Origin of the sequence: Clostridium sp. AF37-5 (assembly GCF_003477605.1) — a bacterium.
GTDB lineage: Bacteria > Bacillota > Clostridia > Lachnospirales > Lachnospiraceae > Eubacterium_F.
Window position 1 is genome coordinate 34,736 of sequence record NZ_QUDR01000008.1, and the last position, 23,487, is coordinate 58,222.

At 38.2% G+C, this 23,487-nt stretch carries 24 protein-coding genes, 1 pseudogene and 1 other annotated feature; of the genes and pseudogenes, 20 read left to right on the plus strand and 5 right to left on the minus strand.

From position 1 onward, the window contains the following. Window positions 1-173 precede the first annotated feature (173 nt). The 5 genes from DW019_RS06895 to DW019_RS06915 all read left to right on the plus strand — a co-directional run bounded on the left by DW019_RS06895 (window position 174) and on the right by DW019_RS06915 (window position 6,205). Window positions 174-560, plus strand: a complete 387-nt coding sequence (locus DW019_RS06895) for a hypothetical protein (RefSeq protein ID WP_118442934.1) — start codon at window positions 174-176, stop codon at window positions 558-560. Window positions 561-648: 88 nt separating this feature from the next. Next, window positions 649-2,172 carry a hypothetical protein gene (locus DW019_RS06900; protein ID WP_118442935.1) on the plus strand — a complete coding sequence of 508 codons (1,524 nt, stop codon included), beginning with the start codon at window positions 649-651 and terminating at the stop codon, window positions 2,170-2,172. Next, complete coding sequence (locus DW019_RS06905; protein WP_022377752.1) at window positions 2,169-3,308, plus strand: hypothetical protein; 1,140 nt, start codon at window positions 2,169-2,171, stop codon at window positions 3,306-3,308. Before DW019_RS06900 ends, DW019_RS06905 begins: the two co-directional genes overlap by 4 nt. A gap of 4 nt (window positions 3,309-3,312) precedes the next feature. Continuing rightward, window positions 3,313-4,170: an ATP-binding cassette domain-containing protein gene (locus DW019_RS06910; RefSeq protein ID WP_182431060.1), complete on the plus strand. Its 858-nt coding sequence runs from the start codon at window positions 3,313-3,315 to the stop codon at window positions 4,168-4,170. Window positions 4,171-4,174: 4 nt separating this feature from the next. Next, window positions 4,175-6,205 carry an ABC transporter permease subunit gene (locus DW019_RS06915; protein WP_118442937.1) on the plus strand — a complete coding sequence of 677 codons (2,031 nt, stop codon included), beginning with the start codon at window positions 4,175-4,177 and terminating at the stop codon, window positions 6,203-6,205. 68 nt (window positions 6,206-6,273) lie between these two features. Here DW019_RS06915 and DW019_RS06920 read toward each other — a convergent pair whose 3' ends face one another. Then, window positions 6,274-7,974 carry a carbon starvation CstA family protein gene (locus DW019_RS06920; protein ID WP_118442938.1) on the minus strand — a complete coding sequence of 567 codons (1,701 nt, stop codon included), beginning with the start codon at window positions 7,972-7,974 and terminating at the stop codon, window positions 6,274-6,276. Window positions 7,975-8,071: 97 nt separating this feature from the next. After that, window positions 8,072-8,329, minus strand: a binding site (T-box leader). A gap of 385 nt (window positions 8,330-8,714) precedes the next feature. Between DW019_RS06920 and DW019_RS06925 the strand changes: the two genes are divergently transcribed. The 10 genes and pseudogenes from DW019_RS06925 to DW019_RS06965 all read left to right on the plus strand — a co-directional run bounded on the left by DW019_RS06925 (window position 8,715) and on the right by DW019_RS06965 (window position 16,552). Beyond that, window positions 8,715-9,614: a DUF4474 domain-containing protein gene (locus DW019_RS06925; protein WP_118442939.1), complete on the plus strand. Its 900-nt coding sequence runs from the start codon at window positions 8,715-8,717 to the stop codon at window positions 9,612-9,614. Next, window positions 9,611-10,465 (plus strand): metallophosphoesterase, encoded by an 855-nt coding sequence (locus DW019_RS06930; RefSeq protein WP_118442940.1) that lies wholly within the window; start codon window positions 9,611-9,613, stop codon window positions 10,463-10,465. The genes DW019_RS06925 and DW019_RS06930 overlap by 4 nt, the downstream gene beginning before the upstream one ends. A gap of 189 nt (window positions 10,466-10,654) precedes the next feature. After that, window positions 10,655-11,344, plus strand: a pseudogene (locus DW019_RS15420) (amino acid ABC transporter substrate-binding protein); the annotation flags it as partial. Window positions 11,345-11,512: 168 nt separating this feature from the next. Then, window positions 11,513-12,145 (plus strand): amino acid ABC transporter permease, encoded by a 633-nt coding sequence (locus tag DW019_RS15425; RefSeq protein WP_242989333.1) that lies wholly within the window; start codon window positions 11,513-11,515, stop codon window positions 12,143-12,145. Between the two features lie 17 nt (window positions 12,146-12,162). Then, window positions 12,163-12,927, plus strand: a complete 765-nt coding sequence (locus DW019_RS06940) for an amino acid ABC transporter ATP-binding protein (protein ID WP_118442941.1) — start codon at window positions 12,163-12,165, stop codon at window positions 12,925-12,927. Window positions 12,928-12,945: 18 nt separating this feature from the next. Next, window positions 12,946-13,446, plus strand: coding sequence for a transcription elongation factor GreA (gene greA / locus DW019_RS06945; protein ID WP_022377609.1), 501 nt, complete (start codon window positions 12,946-12,948; stop codon window positions 13,444-13,446). Window positions 13,447-13,484: 38 nt separating this feature from the next. Further along, window positions 13,485-14,081, plus strand: coding sequence for a zinc-ribbon domain containing protein (locus tag DW019_RS15275; protein WP_207663923.1), 597 nt, complete (start codon window positions 13,485-13,487; stop codon window positions 14,079-14,081). Window positions 14,082-14,183: 102 nt separating this feature from the next. Then, window positions 14,184-14,516, plus strand: a complete 333-nt coding sequence (locus DW019_RS06955) for a helix-turn-helix domain-containing protein (RefSeq protein ID WP_117477819.1) — start codon at window positions 14,184-14,186, stop codon at window positions 14,514-14,516. Beyond that, window positions 14,516-15,814, plus strand: a complete 1,299-nt coding sequence (locus DW019_RS06960) for a type II toxin-antitoxin system HipA family toxin (RefSeq protein ID WP_117477820.1) — start codon at window positions 14,516-14,518, stop codon at window positions 15,812-15,814. Before DW019_RS06955 ends, DW019_RS06960 begins: the two co-directional genes overlap by 1 nt. Before the next feature lie 159 nt (window positions 15,815-15,973). Beyond that, on the plus strand, window positions 15,974-16,552 hold the full coding sequence (locus DW019_RS06965; protein WP_118442942.1) for a 50S ribosomal protein L25: 579 nt from the start codon (window positions 15,974-15,976) through the stop codon (window positions 16,550-16,552). Between the two features lie 69 nt (window positions 16,553-16,621). Here DW019_RS06965 and DW019_RS06970 read toward each other — a convergent pair whose 3' ends face one another. Both DW019_RS06970 and DW019_RS06975 read right to left on the minus strand, forming a co-directional pair. Further along, window positions 16,622-16,834 carry a helix-turn-helix transcriptional regulator gene (locus tag DW019_RS06970; protein WP_118442943.1) on the minus strand — a complete coding sequence of 71 codons (213 nt, stop codon included), beginning with the start codon at window positions 16,832-16,834 and terminating at the stop codon, window positions 16,622-16,624. Then, the gene (locus tag DW019_RS06975; RefSeq protein WP_118442944.1) at window positions 16,835-17,239 is read right to left on the minus strand and encodes a hypothetical protein; all 405 of its coding nucleotides are present in this window, start codon (window positions 17,237-17,239) and stop codon (window positions 16,835-16,837) included. 152 nt (window positions 17,240-17,391) lie between these two features. On the opposite strand from DW019_RS06975, the gene DW019_RS06980 reads away from it, so the two are divergent. Then, window positions 17,392-17,874 (plus strand): NUDIX domain-containing protein, encoded by a 483-nt coding sequence (locus DW019_RS06980; RefSeq protein WP_022377623.1) that lies wholly within the window; start codon window positions 17,392-17,394, stop codon window positions 17,872-17,874. A 96-nt stretch (window positions 17,875-17,970) separates the two neighbouring features. Then, window positions 17,971-18,951 carry a diaminopimelate dehydrogenase gene (locus tag DW019_RS06985; protein ID WP_022377624.1) on the plus strand — a complete coding sequence of 327 codons (981 nt, stop codon included), beginning with the start codon at window positions 17,971-17,973 and terminating at the stop codon, window positions 18,949-18,951. Window positions 18,952-19,022: 71 nt separating this feature from the next. On the opposite strand, the gene DW019_RS06990 is transcribed toward DW019_RS06985, so the two are convergent. Continuing rightward, entirely contained in the window at window positions 19,023-19,325 is a 303-nt protein-coding gene (locus tag DW019_RS06990; protein ID WP_118442945.1) for a hypothetical protein, read from the minus strand. A 124-nt stretch (window positions 19,326-19,449) separates the two neighbouring features. Between DW019_RS06990 and DW019_RS06995 the strand changes: the two genes are divergently transcribed. Continuing rightward, window positions 19,450-19,743, plus strand: coding sequence for a DUF3892 domain-containing protein (locus DW019_RS06995; RefSeq protein ID WP_117479747.1), 294 nt, complete (start codon window positions 19,450-19,452; stop codon window positions 19,741-19,743). On the opposite strand, the gene DW019_RS07000 is transcribed toward DW019_RS06995, so the two are convergent. Then, the gene (locus tag DW019_RS07000) at window positions 19,718-20,770 is read right to left on the minus strand and encodes an SLC13 family permease (RefSeq protein WP_118442946.1); all 1,053 of its coding nucleotides are present in this window, start codon (window positions 20,768-20,770) and stop codon (window positions 19,718-19,720) included. The genes DW019_RS06995 and DW019_RS07000 overlap by 26 nt on opposite strands. Before the next feature lie 160 nt (window positions 20,771-20,930). Here DW019_RS07000 and DW019_RS07005 point away from each other — a divergent pair, with 160 nt between their 5' ends. Together DW019_RS07005 and DW019_RS07010 are read left to right on the plus strand one after the other, a co-directional pair. Continuing rightward, window positions 20,931-21,311, plus strand: coding sequence for a BlaI/MecI/CopY family transcriptional regulator (locus tag DW019_RS07005; protein ID WP_118442947.1), 381 nt, complete (start codon window positions 20,931-20,933; stop codon window positions 21,309-21,311). Then, a complete protein-coding gene (locus tag DW019_RS07010; RefSeq protein WP_118442948.1) occupies window positions 21,311-23,479 on the plus strand; it encodes a M56 family metallopeptidase in 2,169 nt (722 codons plus the stop codon). Before DW019_RS07005 ends, DW019_RS07010 begins: the two co-directional genes overlap by 1 nt. Window positions 23,480-23,487: the final 8 nt, after the last annotated feature.

The following is a 23,487-nucleotide window of genomic DNA, read 5'->3' on the forward strand; positions in this document are numbered from 1 at the left end:
CTATTGAGTGGGAAAGGTGGTGAGAGAATGTATAGAGGATATTCGTGCAGAGAAATAATTGAAAAAAGCGTTCTTTTCATGTAATGGTGAGATATTGAAAAGAACGCATACATAAGAGTACAGTTAAATAATATCAAAGATCAAACAAAAAATCAATTGGAGGATGAACGGATATGAGAAAAATTAAAAAAATGGGTGCTTTAATCACAGCAGCGGCATTGACAGTAACACTTATAGGAACAGCAGCAGATGCATCTGCTTTTTCAAAGACAAAATATGGTTTTACTTTAAGTGGAGATCATTCAATTTCAAGGACAAAAGGATCTGCTTGGGGGTCGGTTAAGCCGAAATCATATGTGAGTATTGCGTCTGTTTACAAATACAAAAAAAGGAATGGTGAGGTGAAAATAGCTCCAACAGATCTTACAGGAGCAGGAAATTCCACAGGAGCTGATTGGAGTTATACAATCCCTAGTGGAAAATCCATTAGTATTACGACAAAATGGACAGGTATTTATAAGAAAAAAACTATAACAAGTGAAGATACCATTAAATACTAACATTGCGTAATCCAGTTTAGCCATAAGAAACAAAAAAGTTTCTTATGGCTATGATAAAAAATATAAATTCTATCAAAGGAGAAAAGGTATGGTAAGTAAAAAGTTTTTGTATCTAATGTTTGCAATAAGTATCATTTGTGTGTTTTCCGGCTGTACGAAAAAGCAAACAGACAATAAAAGTCCTTCTGTGACAGAGAATGCTGCTACAAAGGAAAAAGCGAACGATTCGAACAAAGAGAAGCCGGTTAACCTAGTTTGGATGACGGATAGTACATGGACAGATAATTTGAGTGAAAGTAGAAAAAAAGCGATTAATGAAAGAATTCATGAATTGGGGTATAATTATAATCTTTCTTTTTATGGGTTAAATGCTGAGTCGTATGAATCTTATCAAAATGGTATTGATAAAGCGAAAAAACAAGGAATCGGAGATTTGATGTGGACTGGGGATGGTGACGCTGAAAAAGATGGAACATATATCCGGCAGATAAAACAGGGAAATCTTCTTTCTCTGAGCAAATGGCTTAAGAGCGAAAATGGGAAAAAATTAAAAAAAGAATATGGCAAAAATGTATGGAAAAGGATAACTTACAAAGGGAAGATATATGGCATTTACAATGAAAAAGAGCAGGCGGATTCGACATATCTTTTAATAAATGCAGAGAAGATAGCAAGTAAACCTGATTTTATGAATGCAGACAAGCTTGATATAAAAAAATTGTGTAAATGGGTTACTGAAAATAAGGATATATCAGAACTGCCATTATATCTTTTGTGGAATGATTTAGGCGACTGTTATTTCGATCGTTTTACGAATTTGGGTTATATCGGCATATATGATGGAGTATATATGTCGGATAAGGGAAAAATTCAAAATATTTGGGAAAATAAAGATGTTAGAGAATTTTGGATTTCCATGGCGCAATTGAAACGTGAGGGATTGTTATCTTGTGATAAGAATGAAGATTATTCAGAAGCACTGAGTGGAAATTTCATGGCAATGATTGCAACAATGCCAAAAGAAATAATGGATGGTAATTATTTATATTTAGAGGATGGAGGAAAAATTCCTGTCTATTCACGCAAGTTATCATCCAGATATATAGATAAAATGGAAAATGACGTTCATGGAATTGCATCATGGACAAAACATCCGAAAGAATCAAAAAATTTATTAATGCTTGTAAATACAGACAAAGAACTGGCTAACCTCATCTGTTTTGGTGAAGAGGGCAAAGATTACTCATTAAAGAATGGAAAGGTCGTGGGAGAAAAACATGTTTCAGATTATTGTCCCGCAAAGCTTGCAAATACGAAGTTTAGCATATATGAAGCAAATGGAGAAAAAGACAAAGCCAAATACTATTATGATGGAAACAAAGAATATAGTATGTCGCCAGCAGCAGGTTTTGTTCCAAATAAGAAGGTTGTTGAGAAAAACAAAAAAATATTGAACGAGGTTGACGTGTTTTATCAAAAACTGCTGGAAAGCGATGAAGAACCGGAAAAGATGATTGACCAGTTTGTAAAAAAGCTAAAAATGGAAAAGTATCCGGATATTTTAAACAAGATTCAAAAACAATATAATAAATGGAAGCGGGGAAAGAAATGAAAAAGAAAGCGTTATTAATTGTAGCTGCGTGTGCCTGTTTCATAACCGGGTGTGGTGCGGAAAAAAGTACAGAAAATAAAATGAAAATTACGGAAAGTTTACATAGTGCAAGTGGGGAGTCGGTTTCCTGTCTGGCAAGTGTTTTTACAACGCAGGATGGCTTACTGCATATTTTTGATCCAAATCAAAAATCAAGTATTGTTTTATGTAACAAATCAAATTGTGAACATGAACCTTATGACGAAAACACAAACCCGGATCCTACTTGTGATGCGGCATTGAATAAGGATTTATTTTTCAATTGTGTTCCTGTTATATCCGGAGAATATGTTTATTTGTTTGGACAGGCGGATTTGTCGAAGGGAGTTGTTTATCGGGAAAAATTAGATGGTAGTGGAAGAACGAAATTATATAACCTGGATTATCAGGTGGAGGTGTACAATAGCGTGTATGTAGAAAATGGCATTGCTTATGCAGAGGCAGAGATACCTATTGTTAAAGAGGATAATATTGGTGGTGCCGGTTCCAATAGCAACTATAGTGTCCTTCTTGCAATCAATCTGGAATCCGGTGAAACAAAAGAAATTTCCGATATAAACAAAGAAAAGTTCCATGGCTTGTTATTATTAGAAAAAAGCGGCGAAAAATTGTATTATGTATCCACTTATCGAAAACTTGGAAAGAAAGATAAGGATTACAGTACTGCGAAGGAGTATTCAAAAGTATATGAGTATAATATAAAAACAGGAAAACAGTCGCAGGTATGTAGCGAAAAAGATTTAGAAGGCTGTATTGTAATAGGCATGATTGACCAGGCAGTATATGTATATAATCAAGAAACAATGGAAGTTTTTGAAGTAGCAATTGGAAGTAAAAAGAAGAAAAAAATATATAAGCCGGACAAAACGGATGTGTTGTATTATACATATAAAAATCATTTAATCAGGGGAGATATGGAAAAAGAAAAATTTTATTATCTGAAAGACAGTGCATGGGAAGAACTTGAGGGCATTGCTTCTTTTACCAATACATTTGGAGATTTTGCCGAATATTATGATAAAAAGAATGTTCTTCATGTTGTATATGGAGATTCTCTTTTTAAAGACCAAAAGAAAGAATTATTTGAAAGGAAGTAAGCGCATGATTTTGAAATGTGAGAATCTAAAAAAATCGTATGGAGATTTTTGTGCAATTCGTAAAATAAACTATTCTTTTACGCCGGGAGTTTATGGACTTCTAGGACCCAATGGGGCTGGAAAATCTACATGGATGAAGCTTTTAACCGCCAGCTTAAAGCCAACAAAAGGGCAGATTTTATGTGATGAAATGTCTATTTATGACAACATTAATGAGTATGTTGGTAAGATTGGGTATGTGCCACAAAACCAAAATATGTTTCCGTATTTTACCGGCTATAAGTTTATGATGTATATGGCAACATTAAAGGGTGTAAAAAAGGAGGTGGCAAGAAAACAAATTCCGGAACTTTTAAAGTGTGTTAACATGGAAGTGATGGGAAAACAAAAAATCAAAACATATTCAGGAGGAATGAAACAGAGACTTTTGATTGCACAAGCTTTTTTAGGAGATCCAAAGGTGGTTTTCATGGATGAGCCAACAGCCGGACTTGATCCGAAAGAAAGGATTCGAATTCGTAACCTTATTTCGGAAATGGCACTTGGAAAAATTGTTTTGATAGCTACGCATATCGTATCCGATGTGGAATACATTTCAAAAGAAATTTTGCTTTTAAAACATGGGGAAATTATTGGAAGCGGTAATCCGGAATCTCTGGAAAAGGAATTGTATGGTATTGTGTATGAAAAGAAAGTGACAGTAGAGCAGCTTAAAGAGATTCAGGATAAATATCTGGTTGCAGGAATTCGAGAAGAAGGAAATCAGGTTGTTGTACGTTATTTGGATTCAAAAAGCGATGAAGAAACCACAGTTTGGCCTACATTAGATGATGTATATTTATATCATTTTTATAAGGAGTAGTTAGATGATTCGGAATGAGATTAGCAAAATAGTAAAAAGCCCATATATGTGGGGTGTATTGTTGTTCTGTATTTTGATAAATTGTGGAATATTATGTTTTGAAAATACGGAAGATTTTTCTTCTAGTCAATATAAAAAAGTTTGGCAGCAATTTCTATCTGAAGAAAAAAATCTACAAGACGAAATTGCAAGTTCAAAAGACAAAGCAGAAAAATATAAGCAAAATGAAATGACCGACAAAGAAAAGTTATATGTAAGATTTGCAAAAGAATTGGAAGCAGTTAGTACTTATAACGATTACCGGCAAAGAATACAGGAAAATGCAAAAAAGATAACTTTGTTTTCAACGTTTACTGAGGGGGGCTTTGCTGAAAAAAATATTGAAAAAACAGCAGCTCACTTTAAAAAAATGAAAATGGTTAAAGTAGTTGCAGAGCCTTCCTTAGGAATCGAAAAGATGTTTTCGACGATGACAGGAATTGTCGTATTGTTTTTTGTTTTGTATTTAGGATACTTATTATTTGTCAGGGAGAATGAAACAGGGATTGCAAAACTTTTATATGTTACACGATTTGGAAAAAGAAAACTCTTTTTTGCCAAACTGGCAGCTCATATTTGGGGAACAGTAGTTGCAGCTTTAATTTTTTATGGATGTAATTATGTTATTTTAAGGGAGCGTTATGGAATCGGAGATTTGAGTCGAAGCATTCAATCTGTTCTGGCATATCGTTCGTGTGGAAGTGAATTGTCAGTCGGTCAGTTTTTGATTCTAAGCATGATTATTTTAATATTTATCATGACTGCTTTGGCTATTTTTATTGATTGTATATGCATATTAGGAAAAAGAGCATTGATTTCAATAATGATTTTTTTCTTTTGTATTATAGGATGTGTTTTGATTTATGTACAAATACCAATGAATTCTAATTTGAATTGGTTAAAGTATATTGATCCGGCTTATTGTTTAAATGCAGGAGATATAATCGGAAAATATGTAAACATAAATATTTTGGGTGAGCCGGTTTCCTATCCGGTTGTTGTTATGGCAGTATATTTCCTTCTTTTGCTTATATGTATGATTTGCGGAATGATTGGATTTTCAAAGATGAAAGAAGAAAGTCGAAAAAGCGGGTTGTTTAATTTCGTATTTAAGAAAAATGAAAAACGATTCTTAAAAGGCCATGATTCATTGTTTCGATATGAACTTTATAAAGTTAGAAAAGGTGGACGTGTTGGCATGATTCTTTTCTTTTTTTTGATTGTTTCATGTTTTTTGTCGTATCAATCACATTTGATATTTGATGATGAAGATGAATATTATTATTATACTTATATGAAGCAGTTAGAAGGAGAGAAAACGATTGAAAAGACAAATTTTATACAGAAGGAAAATAGGCGTTTTCAGTCATTAAAAAAGAAACAGCAAAAATTTATGGAAGAAGATAAGGTGGAAGATCTAATGATTCTTAGTGAAGACCTTCGACCGGTACATGGTTTTGAAAAAGTTGTTGAACGAAATAATTATATAAATAAACATAATCTGCCTGCATATGTCTATGAGGGTGGATATGTAAAACTAATGGATTTGTCCAAGGAAAACGGCATTTTAATGACTCTTGGATTGCTGCTTTTGACATTTTCATTATGCAGTGTATTTACACAGGATTATGAAACTGGGCAAAAAATGTTGTTGCAGGCAACTTTACTGGGAAGAAAAAAGATGGCACACAAAAAAATACTGGTTTCTGTATTCATTACTATAATTTCATTTGGGATTATTTATTTGCCGCAGTTTATTACATTTTACCGTTTATACGGTCTTGTGGGTATTACTGAACCAGTAGGCTGCATGGGAATACAAAGTGGTATGGAAATGCCAATTTGGCTATGGTTGGTTTTTGGATATGTTATTCGTTTGATAATAATGCTGGCTTATAGTGGATTCTTTTTGTTTATATCAAATAAGATAAAAAGTGCATTTGTTACATTAACTGTTATGAGTATTGTTATCATAATTATTTTCTTTGTAATATAATATTAGGGACAAAACAGAAAAACCCCTTCTCTTAAATTCAAGAAAGAGAAGGGGTTATATTTCTATAATTATGCTTCTACTTTTTTCTCACGACCAAAAAGTTTTTTCAGACAACTAAATGCAACCAGAACACCAAGTACCATCAGAAGAATGGCAACGATGAACTGAAGTCCATCCACTAAGAAGGTTGCATTGCCTGCCAATGTGTTCTGCACAAGAGCAATTGTTTTCTGAACCAAAGCGGTAAAGGTTACGGCAAGCATGATAAACATTGGTGCGTACAATGTCCATCCGGTACGTCCGGTTGTTTTCAAGAATACAGCCAGTGCAATCAGTACAAGTGCGGCAAGCAGCTGGTTTGCAGAACCGAACAGTGGCCATACATTGTTATAACCACCCAGTGTCAGAAGGTAACCGAAGAACAGTGTGATAACAGTGGCAAAATATTTGTTTGTTAAAAGTCTGCGCCAAGGTTTCATCTCGGATGGGTCTGTAGTATCTAAGTAGAATAATTCCTGGAATGACATTCTTCCGATTCGAGCAACGGAGTCGAGGGAAGTAAGTGCCAGAGCGGAAACACACATTGTCATAAATACGGTAGCAACGTGTACCGGAACACCGAATTTCTCAAGGAATCCGGCAACACCGGTTGAGAAGATGGCAAATGGTGTACCTTCCGGTGCGGAACCATTTACGGCAACAGCACCGACAACGACGAGGGCAACGATACCAAGAAGAGATTCTACAACCATGGCACCATAGCCGATCATTGGCATATCTTTTTCATTGCTGACGGTTTTTGAAGAAGTTCCGGATGATACCAGACTGTGGAAACCGGAAACGGCACCGCAGGCAATGGTTACGAAAAGCGTCGGGAACAAAGTGCTTGTGCCGGTTGCTCCTGTTATGGAGAAACCATTAAAGGCATTTAACTTCATAGCCGGATGAGCAACAATGACTCCGGCAACTGCACCAACAATCATACCTAAAAGCATGAATGTTGTCATATAATCTCTCGGCTGCATGAGAAGCCACATCGGAAGTACGGAAGCCAAAAACAGATAAGCCATAACGATGTAAATCCAGGCATCTTTGCTTGCGTAAATCGGAAAATGCATACCAACGGCAAACATAACAACAAGTAAACCAATAGCAACGAGTGCTTTTACAATCTCATTCATTTTGCCAACGCTTTTCTGAATGATTCCAAAGACGATGGCAACAACGATGAACAACATGGAAATGGAAGCGGCAGCAGAATCCGCGTATGCTTTTGCAGTACTGGTGATACCTTCTCCCTTGCCAACGAATGTTCCGGCAACCATGTCGGTGAAAGCGGCAATTACTAATAAAGTAAATAACCAGCAAAACAGCATGAACAATTTTCTACCGGTTTTACCTATGTATTTTTCAATAATCATACCCATCGATTTTCCTTCATTCTTAACCGATGCGTAAAGAGCACCAAAGTCCTGTACGGCACCGAAGAACAAACCGCCGACAATCAGCCACAGAAGAACCGGTACCCAGCCGAATACGGAAGCAAGGATTGGACCCGTGACAGGGCCGGCACCTGCAATCGATGAAAACTGGTGCGAAAATACGGTGAACTTGGAAGATGGCACATAATCCTGTCCGTCTTCTTTGGTGTAGGCCGGTGTTTTTGCTTTTGGATCAAGCCCCCATTTTTTGGCGAGCCATCGGCCATACAGAAGATAACCGGCACCTAGTGCCACAATACCAATTAATACAATTACTAATCCATTCATAAGAATTCCTCCATTCTCTCTGCTCCAAAGAGCTATATTGTATGATACGGAAGCGGCAATAAAAAAAGACCCCGTCCTCTAATGTACTTTTCATACATCGAAAGACGAAAGTCTGAAACTTCCGCGATACCACTTTGTTTGCCGCCTGCGGCGACCGCTTAGTCCTATCTTTGATATCACTATCAGCAATAAGATTTTCGATAACGGGAAAACCGGTGATACTTACTCGCTTTAAAAGTTTTCGGTATACTGCTCGCAGAGGATAACAACATAAATTGCATACCGTCTCGCACCAGCCGACGGCTCTCTGAAATGCATGAAGTTTATGATGTTTTGTTCTGTTCATAGCATTTGTTCTTTGTTTACATGAAAATATAGCACTATCGTTTTTGGTTGTCAAGAGGAAATTTTTGGTTGTTTGGAGGGCAGGGGGCGGTCATATTTTTTTGTTTCCGTAATTTAGCAAGAAAAGTTTGTGTGTCGTGGGCGCTTTCGCTCGTTGAGTGCGTAGCGGTATGGGTGCTTATGCTGACGCATATACAAGCACCTCATACCGACGTACTCAAAACCCACGACATCACAAATCTTTTCTTGCTAAATTACTGGAACCTAAATAAATTTTCACCGCCTCCCTGCCCTTCAAATAATCAAAACTTACAGCTTTTTTGGAGGTGGAGGTGACATTTTTCGACATTTTAACATATATTGATAGTAACTAACAAAAGAGTTGAGGTTATACGATGTATTTTTTGTTTGGAATTTTGGTTCTTATTAGTTTTGTGTTTGTGATTTTGTTTTCTCGCAGGAAGAAGAAAAAAATTCTCTGCCGGCTTGCGTGCATGAATCCATGTGAAAAGGAAAATCTGCTGAATTCGCTGCTTGGACCGCTTGGTTTTTATTATGAGAGCCGGTGGGATGTGATAAGCAGCCGGACGGATGCCTGGCAGAAGGCGTTCGGGTATCTGGATGCTTATAATCGTGCGGCACCGTATTTGTCCATGGTATTTGATTCCTATCCAATATATTTTGATTATGAGGGAAGGACCTGGTTAGTCCAGATTTGGAAAGGGCAGTATGGAATTTGTACCGGATGCGAAATTGGACTTTACTATGCAGATGGAATTGTGAAAAAGAGTGATTATAAGAAAACACTTTTCCATGCGGTGGGTGAGTCAGACTGGCTGGATATGTCTGTTACGCTGTGGAAAGACGGCAAGCGGATTACCAGTCTGGATAAAAGGCACTGGTGGCTTACGGTATTTGACCCCGGAAATTTTTCGAGACCACAGGAGTTATCCATGGATGTATCGGTTCATTTCCGAAATTATGAGTTTGGAAGAAAACTATGCGAAGCACTGATTGAGGGTGGGATAAAAGAAACGGATATTTTCTGGTCCTGCCGTTCGATTTTCTTTCATGTGCCGGAAGGGAGTAGACATTTCACTTTATGGCAGAGGTTTATAAGAAGTGTAATGCAGTTTAAAAATCGTGTGTACTGCCGTTTGTTCCGTTTTCTTACAAGGTGTGTGTGCACGAATTTAGACCGGATTTTGTATTTATATTTTTATCTGCCAAGATTTTTACGGCATTTGTTACGTCATTTTTCCAAGCAGTTAAAAAAAGTAAGGAGATGTCGATGAGTTATCAGAAACGATTGGATCAGGCATTTGAAAATGTTCCCGTTCTGCCTCTGGATGACAATCACAAGTATGTGGTGTTTAGTGACTGCCACCGGGGCAGTGGGAATAATAATGACAACTTTATAAAAAATGAGCATTTGTATTTGGCGGCTCTGCGGCACTATAACCGGATGCAGTACACGTATGTGGAACTGGGGGATGGCGACGAATTGTGGGAAAACCGCAAAATGGAGCAGATTTTGGAAGTGCACAACCGGGCATTTGAGCAGCTTGCGTTATTTTACCGGGATGACCGATTATATATGGTATACGGTAATCATGATATGGTGAAAAAGAATGCCTCGTTTTGTAATAAGAAGTGCCAGTTATTTTACAGTGTGACAAAGCAGTGCCACGAGCCTCTTTTTCCTAATGTTTCATTTTATTCGGGCTTAATTTTAAGAAATTATGAAAAAAATACGGATTTTTACATGACGCATGGGCATCAGGCTTCTTTGATGAATTCAACGTTGTGGCAGGTAAATCGTTTCCTTGTGCGCTATGTGTGGAAACCGTTAGAGCAAATTGGTGTTTTGGATCCCACAAGTGCGGCAAAGAATTATTCGGCTAAACAGCGTACGGAGCGGCGGCTCTCGGAGTGGGCAGCGCAGCGGGGAAAGACGTTGATTACCGGACACACGCACCGTCCGATGAACCAGTATCCGGATTCCTTCTATATCAATTCGGGAAGCTGTGTGCATCCTTATCAGATTACGTGTCTTGAATTGGAGGGAGATGAAATTTCTCTTGTGAAATGGTATATGGATGCAAGAAAAAATGGAAATCTGTATGTGGAGAGGAGATTGCTGTAGCGGCAGACGGCGCAGAAACTGAAAAAAAGAGATTCCTTACTTGTTACGACCACCACTTCATGGTAGAATAAAACTATTACTTTGAAACACAACAGAAGGAGGATTTTCATGAAGAAGAGAAGTGCGTGGTTTGCTGCATGGTTTGCGGTTCTTATCATTGGCGTTGTGGCGATGATGGCGGTGGCACCGATGGGAAAGGCAGCGGAGCAGAAACAGTTTATAGTTGGGTTTGACGCCGAATTTCCACCATATGGATATATGGATGATAATGGAGAGTATGTCGGGTTTGATTTAGACTTAGCGGCAGAGGTCTGCAAGAGAAATGGCTGGAAATTAGTAAAACGCCCGATTGCCTGGGATTCCAAGGATTCGGAACTTGCGACAGGCGCGATTTCGTGTATCTGGAATGGATTTACGATGAATGGACGTGAGGATAATTACACGTGGTCAACAGCCTATGTGGATAACTCGCAGGTTGTCATCGTAAAAAAGGATTCAAATGTTCATAAGTTATCCGATTTGAAGGGTAAGCGGTTGATTGTTCAGAGTGATTCGTCAGCGCTCGCTGCTCTGACCGGAGATGATGCGACAAAAGAAAATAAAAAGTTAGCGGCTTCATTGAAAGATTTACAGCAGGTAGCCGATTACAATTCTGCATTTATGAATCTGGAAAGTGGTATGGTAGATGCGATTGCGATGGATATCGGCGTTGCTTCTTATCAGATGTCCGCTAAAGGCGATAATTTCCGTATGTTAGATGAGCGTCTTTCTTCCGAAGAATATGGAATTGGCTTCAAAAAAGGAAATACGAAACTTCGCGATGAAGTGCAGAAGACTTTGCTCACGATGTTAGCGGATGGAACATTTGAGCAGATTGTAAACAAGTGGGGGCTCAAGGATAGTGCGTGTCTCTCGGAAAAGGATACGACATACATAGATGGCGGAAAAGTTCCGTATGTTGATTTTTCAAAAATACAGAAAAAGAATGATAAGACGACAGAAAAATCGGATGGCGTAAAAGCAAATAAGGGTGGTATCTGGTTTATTATGAAGCAGTTAGGCAGTGGTATGTTAGCAACGCTGTCCATCTTTGTATTTACGTTATTATTCTCGCTTCCTCTTGGACTTTTGATTGCGGCAGTGAGAATGTCACGGTTTGCTCTGCTTCGGTGGATTGCAAAAATTTACATTTCGATTATGCGTGGTACGCCGTTGATGTTACAGCTTTTGGTTGTGTTCTTTGCTCCGTACTATGTGTTCGGAATTTCAACACCTTACATGTATCGTTTGTATGCGGTTATTATTGGATTTTCCCTGAATTATGCGGCGTATTTCGCAGAGATTTACCGTTCCGGTATTCAGAGTATTCCGCAGGGACAGCGCGAAGCGGCACAGGTCATGGGATACGGCAGACGCCAGACGTTTTTCCGTATTATTTTCCCACAGATGGTCAAACGCGTCATGCCGCCGGTAACAAATGAAGTGATTACGCTGGTTAAAGATACTTCTTTGGCATTTGCCATTGCTTACACGGAAATGTTTACAATGGCAAAACAGATTGCATCGGCACAGGCTTCGCTTATGCCACTGTTTATTGCCGGTTTATTCTATTATATATTTAACTTTGTGGTTGCCTTTGTGATGGAAGCTATTGAGAAGAAACTGGATTATTACCGCTAAGGGAAAGGAGCTACGGCATGAGTATTTTGGAAATAAAGAATATTAAAAAGAGTTTTGGTGAAGATTTGGAAGTGCTGCAGGATATCAGCCTTGCGGTAGAAGAGGGAGAAGTTGTTTCGATTCTTGGTCCGTCCGGTTCCGGTAAATCGACATTACTTCGCTGCGCAACATTTTTAGAGCAGATTGATTCCGGAAGCATTGCGTACGGCGGGAAAGTTTATGTGGAAAATGATACCGCAGGAAATGCCAAAAAACCGGAGCGCGCAAAGATTTTGGAGGCACAGTCAAACTTTGGCCTGGTTTTTCAGGACTTTAATTTGTTCCCGCATTTTTCCGTATTGAAAAATGTAATGGATGCGCCGGTGAAAAATCAGAAGCGTCCGAAACAGGAAGTGGAGAAAGAGGCACGTGCGCTGCTTGCGAAAATGGGACTGGAAGGAAAAGAAGATGCGTATCCGTGTGAGCTGTCGGGCGGACAAAAACAGCGTGTTGCGATTGCAAGAGCACTTGCACTGCGTCCGAAAATGCTGTATTTTGATGAGCCGACAAGTGCACTTGACCCGGAGATTACCGCAGAGATTTTACGTGTATTAAAAGGACTTGCTGCAGAGAAAATGACGATGGTTATTGTTACGCATGAGATTGATTTTGCAAGAGCGGTTTCCGACCGTGTGATTTTCATGGATGGCGGTAAAGTAGTAGAAGAGGGCCGTCCGGAAGAAGTAATTGACAATCCGAAAAATGAGAGAACAAAAGCATTTCTCCAGAAACTGCAGGTCTAAAAAAGGGAGGCTTTTTCGATGTATGATAAATTGACGAAAAAAGACATTGAGAAAATGGAGCAGGAAGTCGAACACCGCAAGTTGGTGGTGCGCAAAGAAGCATTGGAAGATGTCAAAGAGGCGAGGGCGCATGGCGACCTGAGCGAAAATTTTGAATACAAGGCGGCAAAAAAGTTTAAGAATGAAAATGAGAGCCGCATCCGCTATTTGGAGCGGATGATTAAGACGGCGCAGATTGTCGAGGATGAATCCGGTGAGGATGAAGTCGGGCTGAATGATTTGGTGACGGTGCATTTTGAAGATGATGGCATGGAAGAGGAATATAAAATTGTTACAACAGTCCGAAGTGATGCACTGAATCAGATGATAAGCATTGATTCGCCGATGGGGAAAGCGCTTTTGAAACACCGCGTGGGCGAGCGCGTTCTAGTGAAAGTGAACGATAAAGTCAGCTATTATGTGACGATTCGCGGGATTCGCAAAAACGATGATGAATCGGAAGAAATTAATAAATTCTAGGTTTTTGCAACGAATCCGATGGAAAGGAAATGAGGAACATGTGGTATACCTGTGTTCAGTGTGGAAAAAAATTTGAATTATCTGAGGCGGAGAAAGATTTTTATGAAGAGAAAAATCTTTCTCTTCCAAAGCGTTGCAAGGAATGTCGGAAGAGAAACCGTATTGAGAAAAATGAAGCGGTTGTTCCGAGAGGGAAAGAAAGAAGAAAACGCCGGAAAAATGCTTTGAGGCAGGTGCCGGTTACGACTTTGATTCTTTTGATTGCGCTTACGTTTGTTTATATTTCGTTTGTGCGGAAGCCGGAAAGCAGTACGCCGAAACAAACTAAGTTAACGCAGGTTACAGAGAATCCGAATTCGAGCATACAAAAAGCAGTCCTTTTTCAAAGTGATGAAAAGTTAAAGGAGCATTATGAAAAACATGGCAAAGCAATGGGATTCGCGTCGGCAGAGGAGTATCTGGCGGCTGCCAATGCGGTGATTTTAAATGAGGAAGCACTGCATAAAACGCAGGAAGATGGAGATGATGTATATTATCTGGAAGAGACCAACGATTTTGTTGTGGTTTCGCCACAGGGGTATTTGCGGACGTATTTTCGACCGGAAGATGGGATAAAATATTATCGGCGGCAGTAGGCTGCCGATTTTTTTAGTTAAAAAATAAAATGAATTTAACTAGACAAATTTGACATTTTAGTATAATATGACTGTATAACAAGACAAAGGTGGCGTGTTAAAATGAGTCGATTAAATTATAAAGAATACCAAAAACTAATTGGTGATAGAATAAAGCAATATCGTGTTAATGCTGGAATTTCACAGAAAGATTTAGAGAATGAATCGGGAGTGTCCGTTCGCAGCATATCCAGATTAGAGCAGGGAGCATCGGTTCAACTTGAGAGTTTAATAAAAATTTTAACGGCGCTTAATCTGGATGCCAATCTTGATTTGTTAATACCTGACCAGACAAAACGACCATCTTTTTACTTAGAAGATAGCCGGAAGCCAAAGCAGCGAGTTCGCAAAAAAGAGCGTTCTAATGATAATTTTAAATGGGGAGATGAGAAATAATGAATACAACAGCAGAAGTATATTTATGGGGAACCAGAGTTGGGATAATTCATCAGGATTTAGATAAACCGTATGCATCATTTGAATATGATAGTGAGTTTTTGAAAAGCGGAATAGAAATTTCACCGATAAGAATGCCACTTAGCAACATTGTTTATGAGTTTCCTCTTCTTTCAGGAGAACCTTTTTTTGGTATGCCGGGATTAGTTGTAGATTCCTTACCAGATACATTTGGAAATAAGGTAATAGAACAATGGCTTATTTCACAGGGAAAATCAATAAAAGATTTTACAGCAATTGATAGATTGTGTTATACGGGAAAGAGAGGAATGGGAGCTCTTGAGTATGTACCTGCAAGTTCGGAAATGAGTGACATTGATGAGAATATTAATGTATCTGAAATGGTTAAATTTGCATCTGATGTGCTAAATCAGAGAAAATTAATTACGTTAAATGCACAGGAAAAATTAACATATTCACAATTGGTACAGGTGGGAAGTTCTGCTGGTGGTGCACGAGCGAAGGCATTAATAGCATGGAATGAAAAAACAAATGAGATTCGTTCCGGACAGCTCAATCTTGATGAGAATTATGATTATTGGCTGATGAAGTTCGATAATGTGGCAAAGAATGGTGATCATGGATTGGAGGATGTGCCGGAGTACACGTTAATCGAATATGCATATTATAAAATGGCATTGGATGCCGGAATTTTGATGAGTGATTGCAGAATATATTCAAATGCCGGAGAAAACCATTTTATGACAAAGAGATTTGACCGTATTCATGGAAAAAAAGTGCATATGCAGTCGCTTGGGGCGATGGCACATATTAGTTATAAAGAGCCAAGATTATGTAGTTATGAAATGGCAGCAGGGTATATGCGGGAAATCTATTTACCAATGAAAGATATTGAGCAATTTTATAGTAGAATGGTATTTAACTGTGTAGCGGTTAATCAAGATGATCATGTAAAAAATATATCATTCCTAATGAATCGAAGTGGAGAATGGAGGCTGTCACCAGCATATGATGTAACTTATTCTTATGATGTTACCAATAAGTGGTTAAGTGCACACCAGATGACGATTAATGGGAAAAAGAGCAATATAAATCTTACTGATTTGCTGATGGCTGGTGAGAATATGGGGCTTAAAAAGAAAAAGTGTAAGGATATCATTTCCCAAATTAGTTTAGTTGTTTCTGATTTTGAAAAATATGCGGAGGAGTTGAATATAAGGGAAAAGACATTTTGTGATATCAAGAAGATTCTTGATCAAAATAAGGTGGAAGTATAGAAAAAAATATTTCCCCCTCTTGACGAATTTTGTGAATGGTGCTATAACAGAGTTGTAACTAAAAAACAATTATAACAAGAGAAACGAAACGCCAATTTAATATCGACATTCCGCAAACTTCCCTATGTTATCAATTTGTATGAATGGAGGAAAAGACAAATGACTACTTTAAAAGTACAAAGAAGAAACATGGAAACTAAGGCTAAAAAGCTGAGAAGAGAAGGCTATGTTACAGGTAACCTTTTTGGCAAAGAAATCGAGGGTTCGATTCCACTGCAGATTGAAAAGCAGGAGGCAGAGAGAATCGAAAGAGAGTGCATGAAAGGAAGCCAGCTCTACCTTGAGTTAGACGGGAAAACATATGATGTGTTAATCAAAGAGATGGATTACCGTCCGATGGATCATCAGATTCTTGAGATGGATTTCCAGGCATTAGTAAAAGGTGAGAAAGTACATTCCGTTGCGGAAGTGATTCTTTTGAATAAAGAGAAAGTAACCGAAGGTGTACTCGAACAGCTTCTGGAAGAGATTGCTTATAAGGCAACGCCGGAGGAATTGGTTGAAAAGGTTGAGATAGACTGTGCTGCTCTGAGACTGGGTGATACATTGAAAGTAGCAGACCTTGACATTGCAAAGAATGATAAGATTGATTTGCAGACCGACCTTGATGCACCGATTGTCAGCATCCTTGCAAGCAACAATGAAGTGCCGGAGGATGAAGAGGCAGAAGAGGAATAAAAAAGTGCGAAATTTTGAGAAAATGACCGCTATGAGGCGGTCATTTTTTTAGTAGCTGAACGGCTTGTATTATTCTTTGTCATCTTCAAAGAAAAAGATTTCTTCAACGGTCTTGTTAAATACCTTTGCGATATCCATAGCTAATTTTAGTGATGGATTGTATTTTCCATTTTCTAGATTTCCAATTGTTTCGCGCCGTACACCGACAAGTGCAGCTAAATCTGCTTGCTGAAGTCCTTTGCTTTTTCTTAAATCACGTAATGTTGTTTTTAGTACGGACATTTAATCACCTTCTTTTTCAAAATAATAAAAGAATGCTCCAATACATATTTGTATAGTAGCTAAAAGGAAGGGGGTCATAGTTTGATAAGATAGCACAAAATTGCTATGAAATACAGTAATGATTGAGCAGATCATATCACTTAATAATACTACGATTAGTGTTATAAGTATTGAGATTTCGCAGGCTCTTGAAAAATGAAATCGAGACATTTCATCATCGTTTTCTGTTTTTTTAATGAAAACTAATATAGATGAAATAACGGCAATTAGCAGTGATACTATGGATATAATTTTACTTATAGTATTTGGTATTAAAGCTAAAATACCATACAATAGCCACGCGCAGCCAGTAACTGTATAGCGAAGTGTTATGTTTTTTTTAATGGTTAAAATGTTATTGTTCATAAGTGTACCTCCATGTGATATATTTCTCTCTTTGTTAGAAATATATCACATGAAAAAGTAATTGTCAATGAGTAATTTATGAGAGAATTACGTTAAAGTTAACAAGGCAACCTTTTTGTGCTATACTAATCTAAAAAATAAAGGAGGACAAAATGGGTTCAGATTGTACAGTACCAATTGATGATGGTTTACTTAACATTCGAGTTGGCGCAATTATTTGCAGAGGAAATGAATTTCTAATGATGGAAAATGACAAAGATCCTTTTCTATATTCCGTTGGCGGCCGCGTAAAATTTGGAGAGACAGCGCAAGAGGCAATTGTGCGGGAAGTGCTTGAGGAAACAGGGACACAGATGGAAATTGACAGGTTGGGATTTGTTCATGAAAATTATTTTTATCTGGACGAGCCGGGCAGAGAGAATCAAGTAGTTTATGAAATTTCGTTCTATTTTTATATGAAAATGCCAGAAGATTTTTCGCCGGTTTGCGAGAGTTTTACGGGGAGCAATCACAAAGAGCGATTGGTGTGGCTGACAATGGATGGTGATGAGAAAATTTATCCTGAATTTTTCCGGACGGAATTAAAACAGCCATGCGGCTTTGTAAAGCATATGTGCACGGACGACAGAAGGTAAATTATTTTTTTACCTCTAATTTTCCGGTTGACGCTTTTTTGTGAAAAAAGTAAAATAGATTTGTAATTTGATTACGGAATAGGAGGACTAAGAAACATGAAAATTGGTATTTTAGGATATGGTAACCTTGGACGAGGCGTGGAATGTGCAATTAAGCAGAATCCGGATATGGAGCTTGCTGCGGTATTTACGAGACGTGCGCCGGAGACAGTATCCATTTTGACAGAGGGAGCAGCCGTTTGTTCTGTTGATGATGTAGAGCAGTGGAAGGATAAGATTGATGTTATGATTCTCTGCGGCGGAAGTGCTACGGATTTGCCGGAGCAGACACCAAAATATGCAAAGATGTTTAATGTCGTAGACAGTTTTGATACACACGCAAGAATCCCAGAGCATTTTGAAAATGTTGATAAGTCTGCAAAAGAAAGCGGACATGTTGGTATTATTTCCGTGGGCTGGGATCCGGGAATGTTTTCTTTGAATCGTATGTATGCCAATGCCATTTTGCCGGAGGGACGTGATTACACATTCTGGGGCAAAGGAGTTAGTCAGGGACATTCGGATGCCATCCGCCGTGTGGAAGGTGTAAAAGACGGCAAACAGTATACAATTCCGGTAGAGGCTGCATTGGAGGCTGTGAGAAATGGTGAAAATCCGGAACTTACAACCAGACAGAAACATACCAGAGAGTGTTTTGTTGTATTAGAGGATGGTGCGGATGCTGCAAAGGTAGAGGAAACTATTAAAAATATGCCGAATTATTTCTCAGATTATGACACGACGGTTCATTTTATCAGTGAGGAAGAATTGAAAGCAAACCACAGTGGTATTCCACATGGAGGATTTGTAATTCGTTCCGGAAAAACAGGCTGGAATCAGGAAAACAGTCATGTAATTGAATATAGCTTGAAACTTGATTCAAATCCGGAATTTACTTCCTGCGTTATCGTGGCTTATGCGCGGGCAGCATATCGTCTGTACAAAGAAGGACAGAACGGATGCAAGACAGTATTCGATATTGCTCCGGCTTATTTAAGTGCCAAAGATGGAGCAGAACTTCGCAAAAATCTGTTGTAAAAAATGTGTATTGCTAGAAATTAATCATAATAATTACCCCCGGTTTCATGATAAGAATCCGGGGGTTGATTTTACAAAATAATAGATAAACAAATGCCGACTGCAATAACACCTACCATGATAAGTGCGGCTATGCGGTGTCCCATCCGGCGGCTTTTGACGTCGCTGTCCGAAAGAGACGTTTGTTTGATTATTTCAACGGCTTTTTCCACATTTTTATCATCGACATAAATTTCAAATACTGGTTTTGCCATCCGGGCTGTGATGGATGTTTCGATGATTTCATGTTTTTTAGCAAAAATGTGATTGGCTTCGAGTTCGGAAATAATCCGGTCTGCTTCTAAAAAGTTTTCTGCAAGATAAATTTTAGTCATAACTGTATACCCCCCTTTTTTATAATAACTTCATTATACATAAAAAGTAAAATAATGACAACTGTTTTATTTATAAGAACACAAAAAACTGGGCAATCTAAAAATAAAAACGGAGGACAGAAAAATGAATCAAAAGGATAATTTCAAAAGCGCTCTTCCGATGGCTGCACTGGATGAAATCCCACAGCCGTCAGAGAATGCAAAAGAAATTGTTGGACTTGTGAAAGCGCAGGGCAAAGTAACTGGCTATAAGCTTTCGGATGGACAAATGGTAAGTAAGAGTGAAGGAGTTGCTATGGCAAAAGCGGGCGATATTCAGGGCGTGGGCGTAGCGCACCGTGGGGATACAGAGTATTTAAAGGCACTTCCGGATGGAAAGGAGACGAATAATCTCAGCAGCCTGCCAACTGTGCGGTGACAAGTTCAAGGACAAGGAAAATCAAATTATATTTTGTAAAACATGCAATATATTTTTTTGAATTTGCAGCGCTGGTTTTTTTGTAGTATTCAAGAGAAATCATACTTGCCATAGAAGCAATTAAAGTTCCTAAGCCGCCAATATTTACTCCGATTAAAAGGGCGGTACTATTTTGGGTAAATTTAGATAACAAGATGGCGGCAGGGACGTTGCTTACAATCTGGCTGACGAGGATGCCGCCACCAATTTCCCTTCCGGAAATAATGTGGGATAAAAAACTGTTTATCCATGGAATCTGTGCAATATCCCCAACAAGGATAAAAAGGCAGACAAATTTGATTAATAAGTTAAAGTTAATAGTTCGAAATGTTTTTTTGTCGAAAAGAAAAAGGCTGGCAAGAACTAGAATAAAGGTCACATAATGGGGAACAATTCGAAGGATGTTCAAAAGGCACAAAATAAATAATAAAATAAAAACAAGGCTCCAAAATCTTTTGTACTTAAGAGATTTTGAAAAGCTATTTTCTTCATCGACTGTTATTGCTATTTTTTTCTTTTTAAAATTAAAAAAAATGAGAGCCAGTAAAAAAAGAAAGGCGACGATTCCGTAAGGAAGTATGGCAGCGTAAAAAGAGCCAAGTGTCATTTGGTAATTTTGGAATAAATAAACATTTTGTGGGTTGCCGATTGGCGTCATCATACTGCCCATATTGGCTGCAATTGTTTCTAACACAAGAAGTTTAATTAACAAATCATTGCGGTTTAATCGGTTTAGAATGCTAATGGAAAAAGGAACGAGCACGATGAGTGCAACGTCATTTGTTAAAATCATACTAAGAAAAAAACATGCGCCAATAAGAAAGAGAGCAAGTTTAGATGTGTTACCTGTTTTATTTAAGAAAAATGTTGTGAAATTGTCAATATAACCCAACTTGGTTATACCGGCGACAACGCCCATCAGGCTGAAAAGTAAGCCAAGTGTTTCAAAATTAATTTGTCTAATTGTATATTGATAAAAAATTTCCATAGTGTAATACCTCTTTATAATAATCCAATTATGTATCGGCTAACTTCGGAAAAAAATAAAGTGATTAAAATTATTTAATTCTTGGTTGACAAATGTATACCTATCAAGTATTATAAAGACAAGGTATACAAATGATTACCAAAAGAAAAGGAGATTACTTATGGGGGAAATTCATTTATCGGATGCAGAATGGGAGATTATGAATTGTCTGTGGAACAAACCGAATCAAAAAATCAGCGAAATTGTTATTGCGTTAAGTGAAAAGAAGGCGTGGGATAAACACACGGTGATAACACTTTTGAACCGGATGGAGAAAAAGGGAGCAGTGTCATTTGAGAGAAATGGCCGTGCCAAAGAGTATTATTCGTTAATTTCACAAAAAGAAACGGTAAAGCAGGAGACGGAGCAGTTTTTTGAGCGTGTTTGTCAGGGCAGTTTACGATTAATGGTTAATTCTTTCCTTAGCAGCAAGGCGGTTAAGAAAGAAGATTTGGATGAGTTATATCGTATGTTAGATGAAGCAAGAGAGGGGAAAGAATAATGTTTGAATTTATGTTGGAATGTCATCTTTTGATGCTTTTTCTGATTTTGTTACGGGCTTTGTTTGGCTCCTTTCTTTCCGCAAAAATGCGTTACGCTTTGTGGTTATTTATCCCGCTTCGTTTTTTGCCGTTTGGGTTGTTATTTGAAGCAGGAAAGCAGACTGTTTTGGTAAATCTGATTGGGAAAATACTAGCTATGCTGCCGCAGGTTTCCTTTGCCCGGTTTGACGCTTCCGCTATCCGTATTCCGGTCTGGTTCATGACTGTGTGGACGGTGGGAAGTGTACTTGTGCTTGTTTGGCAGTGGTTCGTAAATTTTCGCTTTGAAAAGAAATTATATGAAGAAAGAGAAAAACTTCCGCAGGATACGGCAGCTTACCCGGTCTATCTGGTAAATGATATTGCATCGTCCTGTGCATTTAAAATACATGGCGAAAAAGCGATTTATGTAGGGCGGAAGGCAGCCAATGATTTGGAAGTTTTTCAGACGGTTATCAAACATGAAACCAGTCATTTGGATTCTGGGGATTTGTTTTTTGGAAAAGTTCGAATGCTTTTGACAGCGGTCTTCTTTTTTAGTCCGATTGCCTGGCTGGCAGCCGTATTATCAAAAAGGGACTGTGAGATGGCGTGCGACGAGCGGACAATTAATCGCATGGGAATTGCAAAAGAAGAATACGGAAAAATCTTGCTGGATTTGACAGTGGAAAGATTAAATACAGACGTATTATTCTGCCATGCAGTTATGATTTCACCTTCCTCTTATGGGTTAAAGGCTCGAATTAGAAATGTTTTGTCAAAGCAGAGAAACAAAAAAGGACAGATTCTGATGGGGATTCTGGTTGTGCTGTTTTGCGCTGGAACATGTTTTTATGAAATTCCATTTTTACATAATATGAATCAGGAAGAAACAATTCGGCAGTACGTTTTTTATTGTAACCAGGAATACTTTTTGGGTCTGAAAAAAATATGTGTACCGGAAAAGATGGATTATTTTTTTCATCCTAAAGTTACCGGAAAAATTGTTTCCCTTAACAAAACGAGTGAGAATTCAGAAGAGGTATTGTACCAGGTTGTGACAGAAGACAAAAAAGGCTGCAAAAGGAAACAGTCCATTTGCTTAGGGCAAAGAGGGCAGTGGAAGGTAAAGCCGTGGTCGGAAGCGAACGTCCCTTTTCAATATGATGTTGTTAAGAATAAGATTCGCATTAAAGCCTATATTGGCAAGGAAGATGTAGTTTCTGTGCCAGAGAAGATAGAGGGAAAAACAGTCAACGAAATTCGGACAGGGGCATTTAAGAATTGTAATGTGAAAAAAATTACGATTCCTGCCTCGGTAGAAACAATTGGCTCTATGGCATTTTTTAACTTGCCGGACTGCGAGGAGATTACAATTGGAAATAAAATGGCTCTCAAATCCGATGACATTTTCAAAAGATGCCCCAAATTAAAAGAGGTCAACACGAAAGGAAAGGGAACGATTGTCTGGTTTATTGGAAATAGTTTGATTGAAGATGGAAATCTGGATACCTATTTTCAGGATATCTGTGACCAGAAAAAAGAGCCGGTGATTCATTACACAAATACAGGAAGCGGTTACATGGTAATGGACCATTTGAATGATTTTCAAAAGGATTTGCCGGAAACGGCATATCTGACAGCAGATGTAATTCTTATCCAGCCACTTCACGATTATGAGGCAATGATGGTTTCCACTTTTTCTGATAAATGCCGCAAAGATGCAAAAATTTATTCGCTTGGAACCATTTACACGAGATATAGAAATTACTGCAAATTTAAAAATGATTTTTCAAAACCGCTTGCTGGGTTTACACCGGGTGGTGATTTGTGTGATGATCTTGTCCAGAGAAAGATACTCAAGCACTATGATATTCAGTCAATGGATGAAGTTCATCCAACATACTTAAATGGATTTATTTCCGGAGCGAGTATTTACAAGGAACTTTTCCATGGAAAGGTTTTGGATATTGATTACAAAAAAATGAGTTATTCGCTTGATTCTTTCATCCCCGGCAAGACCGATAAAGAGCGGGAAGAAAAAATGAAAGAGATTTTGGATGCCGCACAGAAATTTGATGTGAAGGAATATCAAAAGAGCGGGCGTGGATATTATGGATATTCGGAGAAGATAAAAAGAGGGGCGTAATTAAATTG

Bases quoted from the DNA above. Each gene is read 5' to 3' on its own strand.
- DW019_RS06895 (WP_118442934.1), top strand. From the start codon at position 174: ATGAGAAAAATTAAAAAAATGGGTGCTTTAATCACAGCAGCGGCATTG.
- DW019_RS06900 (WP_118442935.1), top strand. From the start codon at position 649: ATGGTAAGTAAAAAGTTTTTGTATCTAATGTTTGCAATAAGTATCATT.
- DW019_RS06905 (WP_022377752.1), top strand. From the start codon at position 2,169: ATGAAAAAGAAAGCGTTATTAATTGTAGCTGCGTGTGCCTGTTTCATA.
- DW019_RS06910 (WP_182431060.1), top strand. From the start codon at position 3,313: ATGATTTTGAAATGTGAGAATCTAAAAAAATCGTATGGAGATTTTTGT.
- DW019_RS06915 (WP_118442937.1), top strand. From the start codon at position 4,175: ATGATTCGGAATGAGATTAGCAAAATAGTAAAAAGCCCATATATGTGG.
- DW019_RS06920 (WP_118442938.1), bottom strand. From the start codon at position 7,974: ATGAATGGATTAGTAATTGTATTAATTGGTATTGTGGCACTAGGTGCC.
- DW019_RS06925 (WP_118442939.1), top strand. From the start codon at position 8,715: ATGTATTTTTTGTTTGGAATTTTGGTTCTTATTAGTTTTGTGTTTGTG.
- DW019_RS06930 (WP_118442940.1), top strand. From the start codon at position 9,611: ATGAGTTATCAGAAACGATTGGATCAGGCATTTGAAAATGTTCCCGTT.
- DW019_RS15425 (WP_242989333.1), top strand. From the start codon at position 11,513: ATGAAGCAGTTAGGCAGTGGTATGTTAGCAACGCTGTCCATCTTTGTA.
- DW019_RS06940 (WP_118442941.1), top strand. From the start codon at position 12,163: ATGAGTATTTTGGAAATAAAGAATATTAAAAAGAGTTTTGGTGAAGAT.
- greA (WP_022377609.1), top strand. From the start codon at position 12,946: ATGTATGATAAATTGACGAAAAAAGACATTGAGAAAATGGAGCAGGAA.
- DW019_RS15275 (WP_207663923.1), top strand. From the start codon at position 13,485: ATGTGGTATACCTGTGTTCAGTGTGGAAAAAAATTTGAATTATCTGAG.
- DW019_RS06955 (WP_117477819.1), top strand. From the start codon at position 14,184: ATGAGTCGATTAAATTATAAAGAATACCAAAAACTAATTGGTGATAGA.
- DW019_RS06960 (WP_117477820.1), top strand. From the start codon at position 14,516: ATGAATACAACAGCAGAAGTATATTTATGGGGAACCAGAGTTGGGATA.
- DW019_RS06965 (WP_118442942.1), top strand. From the start codon at position 15,974: ATGACTACTTTAAAAGTACAAAGAAGAAACATGGAAACTAAGGCTAAA.
- DW019_RS06970 (WP_118442943.1), bottom strand. From the start codon at position 16,834: ATGTCCGTACTAAAAACAACATTACGTGATTTAAGAAAAAGCAAAGGA.
- DW019_RS06975 (WP_118442944.1), bottom strand. From the start codon at position 17,239: ATGAACAATAACATTTTAACCATTAAAAAAAACATAACACTTCGCTAT.
- DW019_RS06980 (WP_022377623.1), top strand. From the start codon at position 17,392: ATGGGTTCAGATTGTACAGTACCAATTGATGATGGTTTACTTAACATT.
- DW019_RS06985 (WP_022377624.1), top strand. From the start codon at position 17,971: ATGAAAATTGGTATTTTAGGATATGGTAACCTTGGACGAGGCGTGGAA.
- DW019_RS06990 (WP_118442945.1), bottom strand. From the start codon at position 19,325: ATGACTAAAATTTATCTTGCAGAAAACTTTTTAGAAGCAGACCGGATT.
- DW019_RS06995 (WP_117479747.1), top strand. From the start codon at position 19,450: ATGAATCAAAAGGATAATTTCAAAAGCGCTCTTCCGATGGCTGCACTG.
- DW019_RS07000 (WP_118442946.1), bottom strand. From the start codon at position 20,770: ATGGAAATTTTTTATCAATATACAATTAGACAAATTAATTTTGAAACA.
- DW019_RS07005 (WP_118442947.1), top strand. From the start codon at position 20,931: ATGGGGGAAATTCATTTATCGGATGCAGAATGGGAGATTATGAATTGT.
- DW019_RS07010 (WP_118442948.1), top strand. From the start codon at position 21,311: ATGTTTGAATTTATGTTGGAATGTCATCTTTTGATGCTTTTTCTGATT.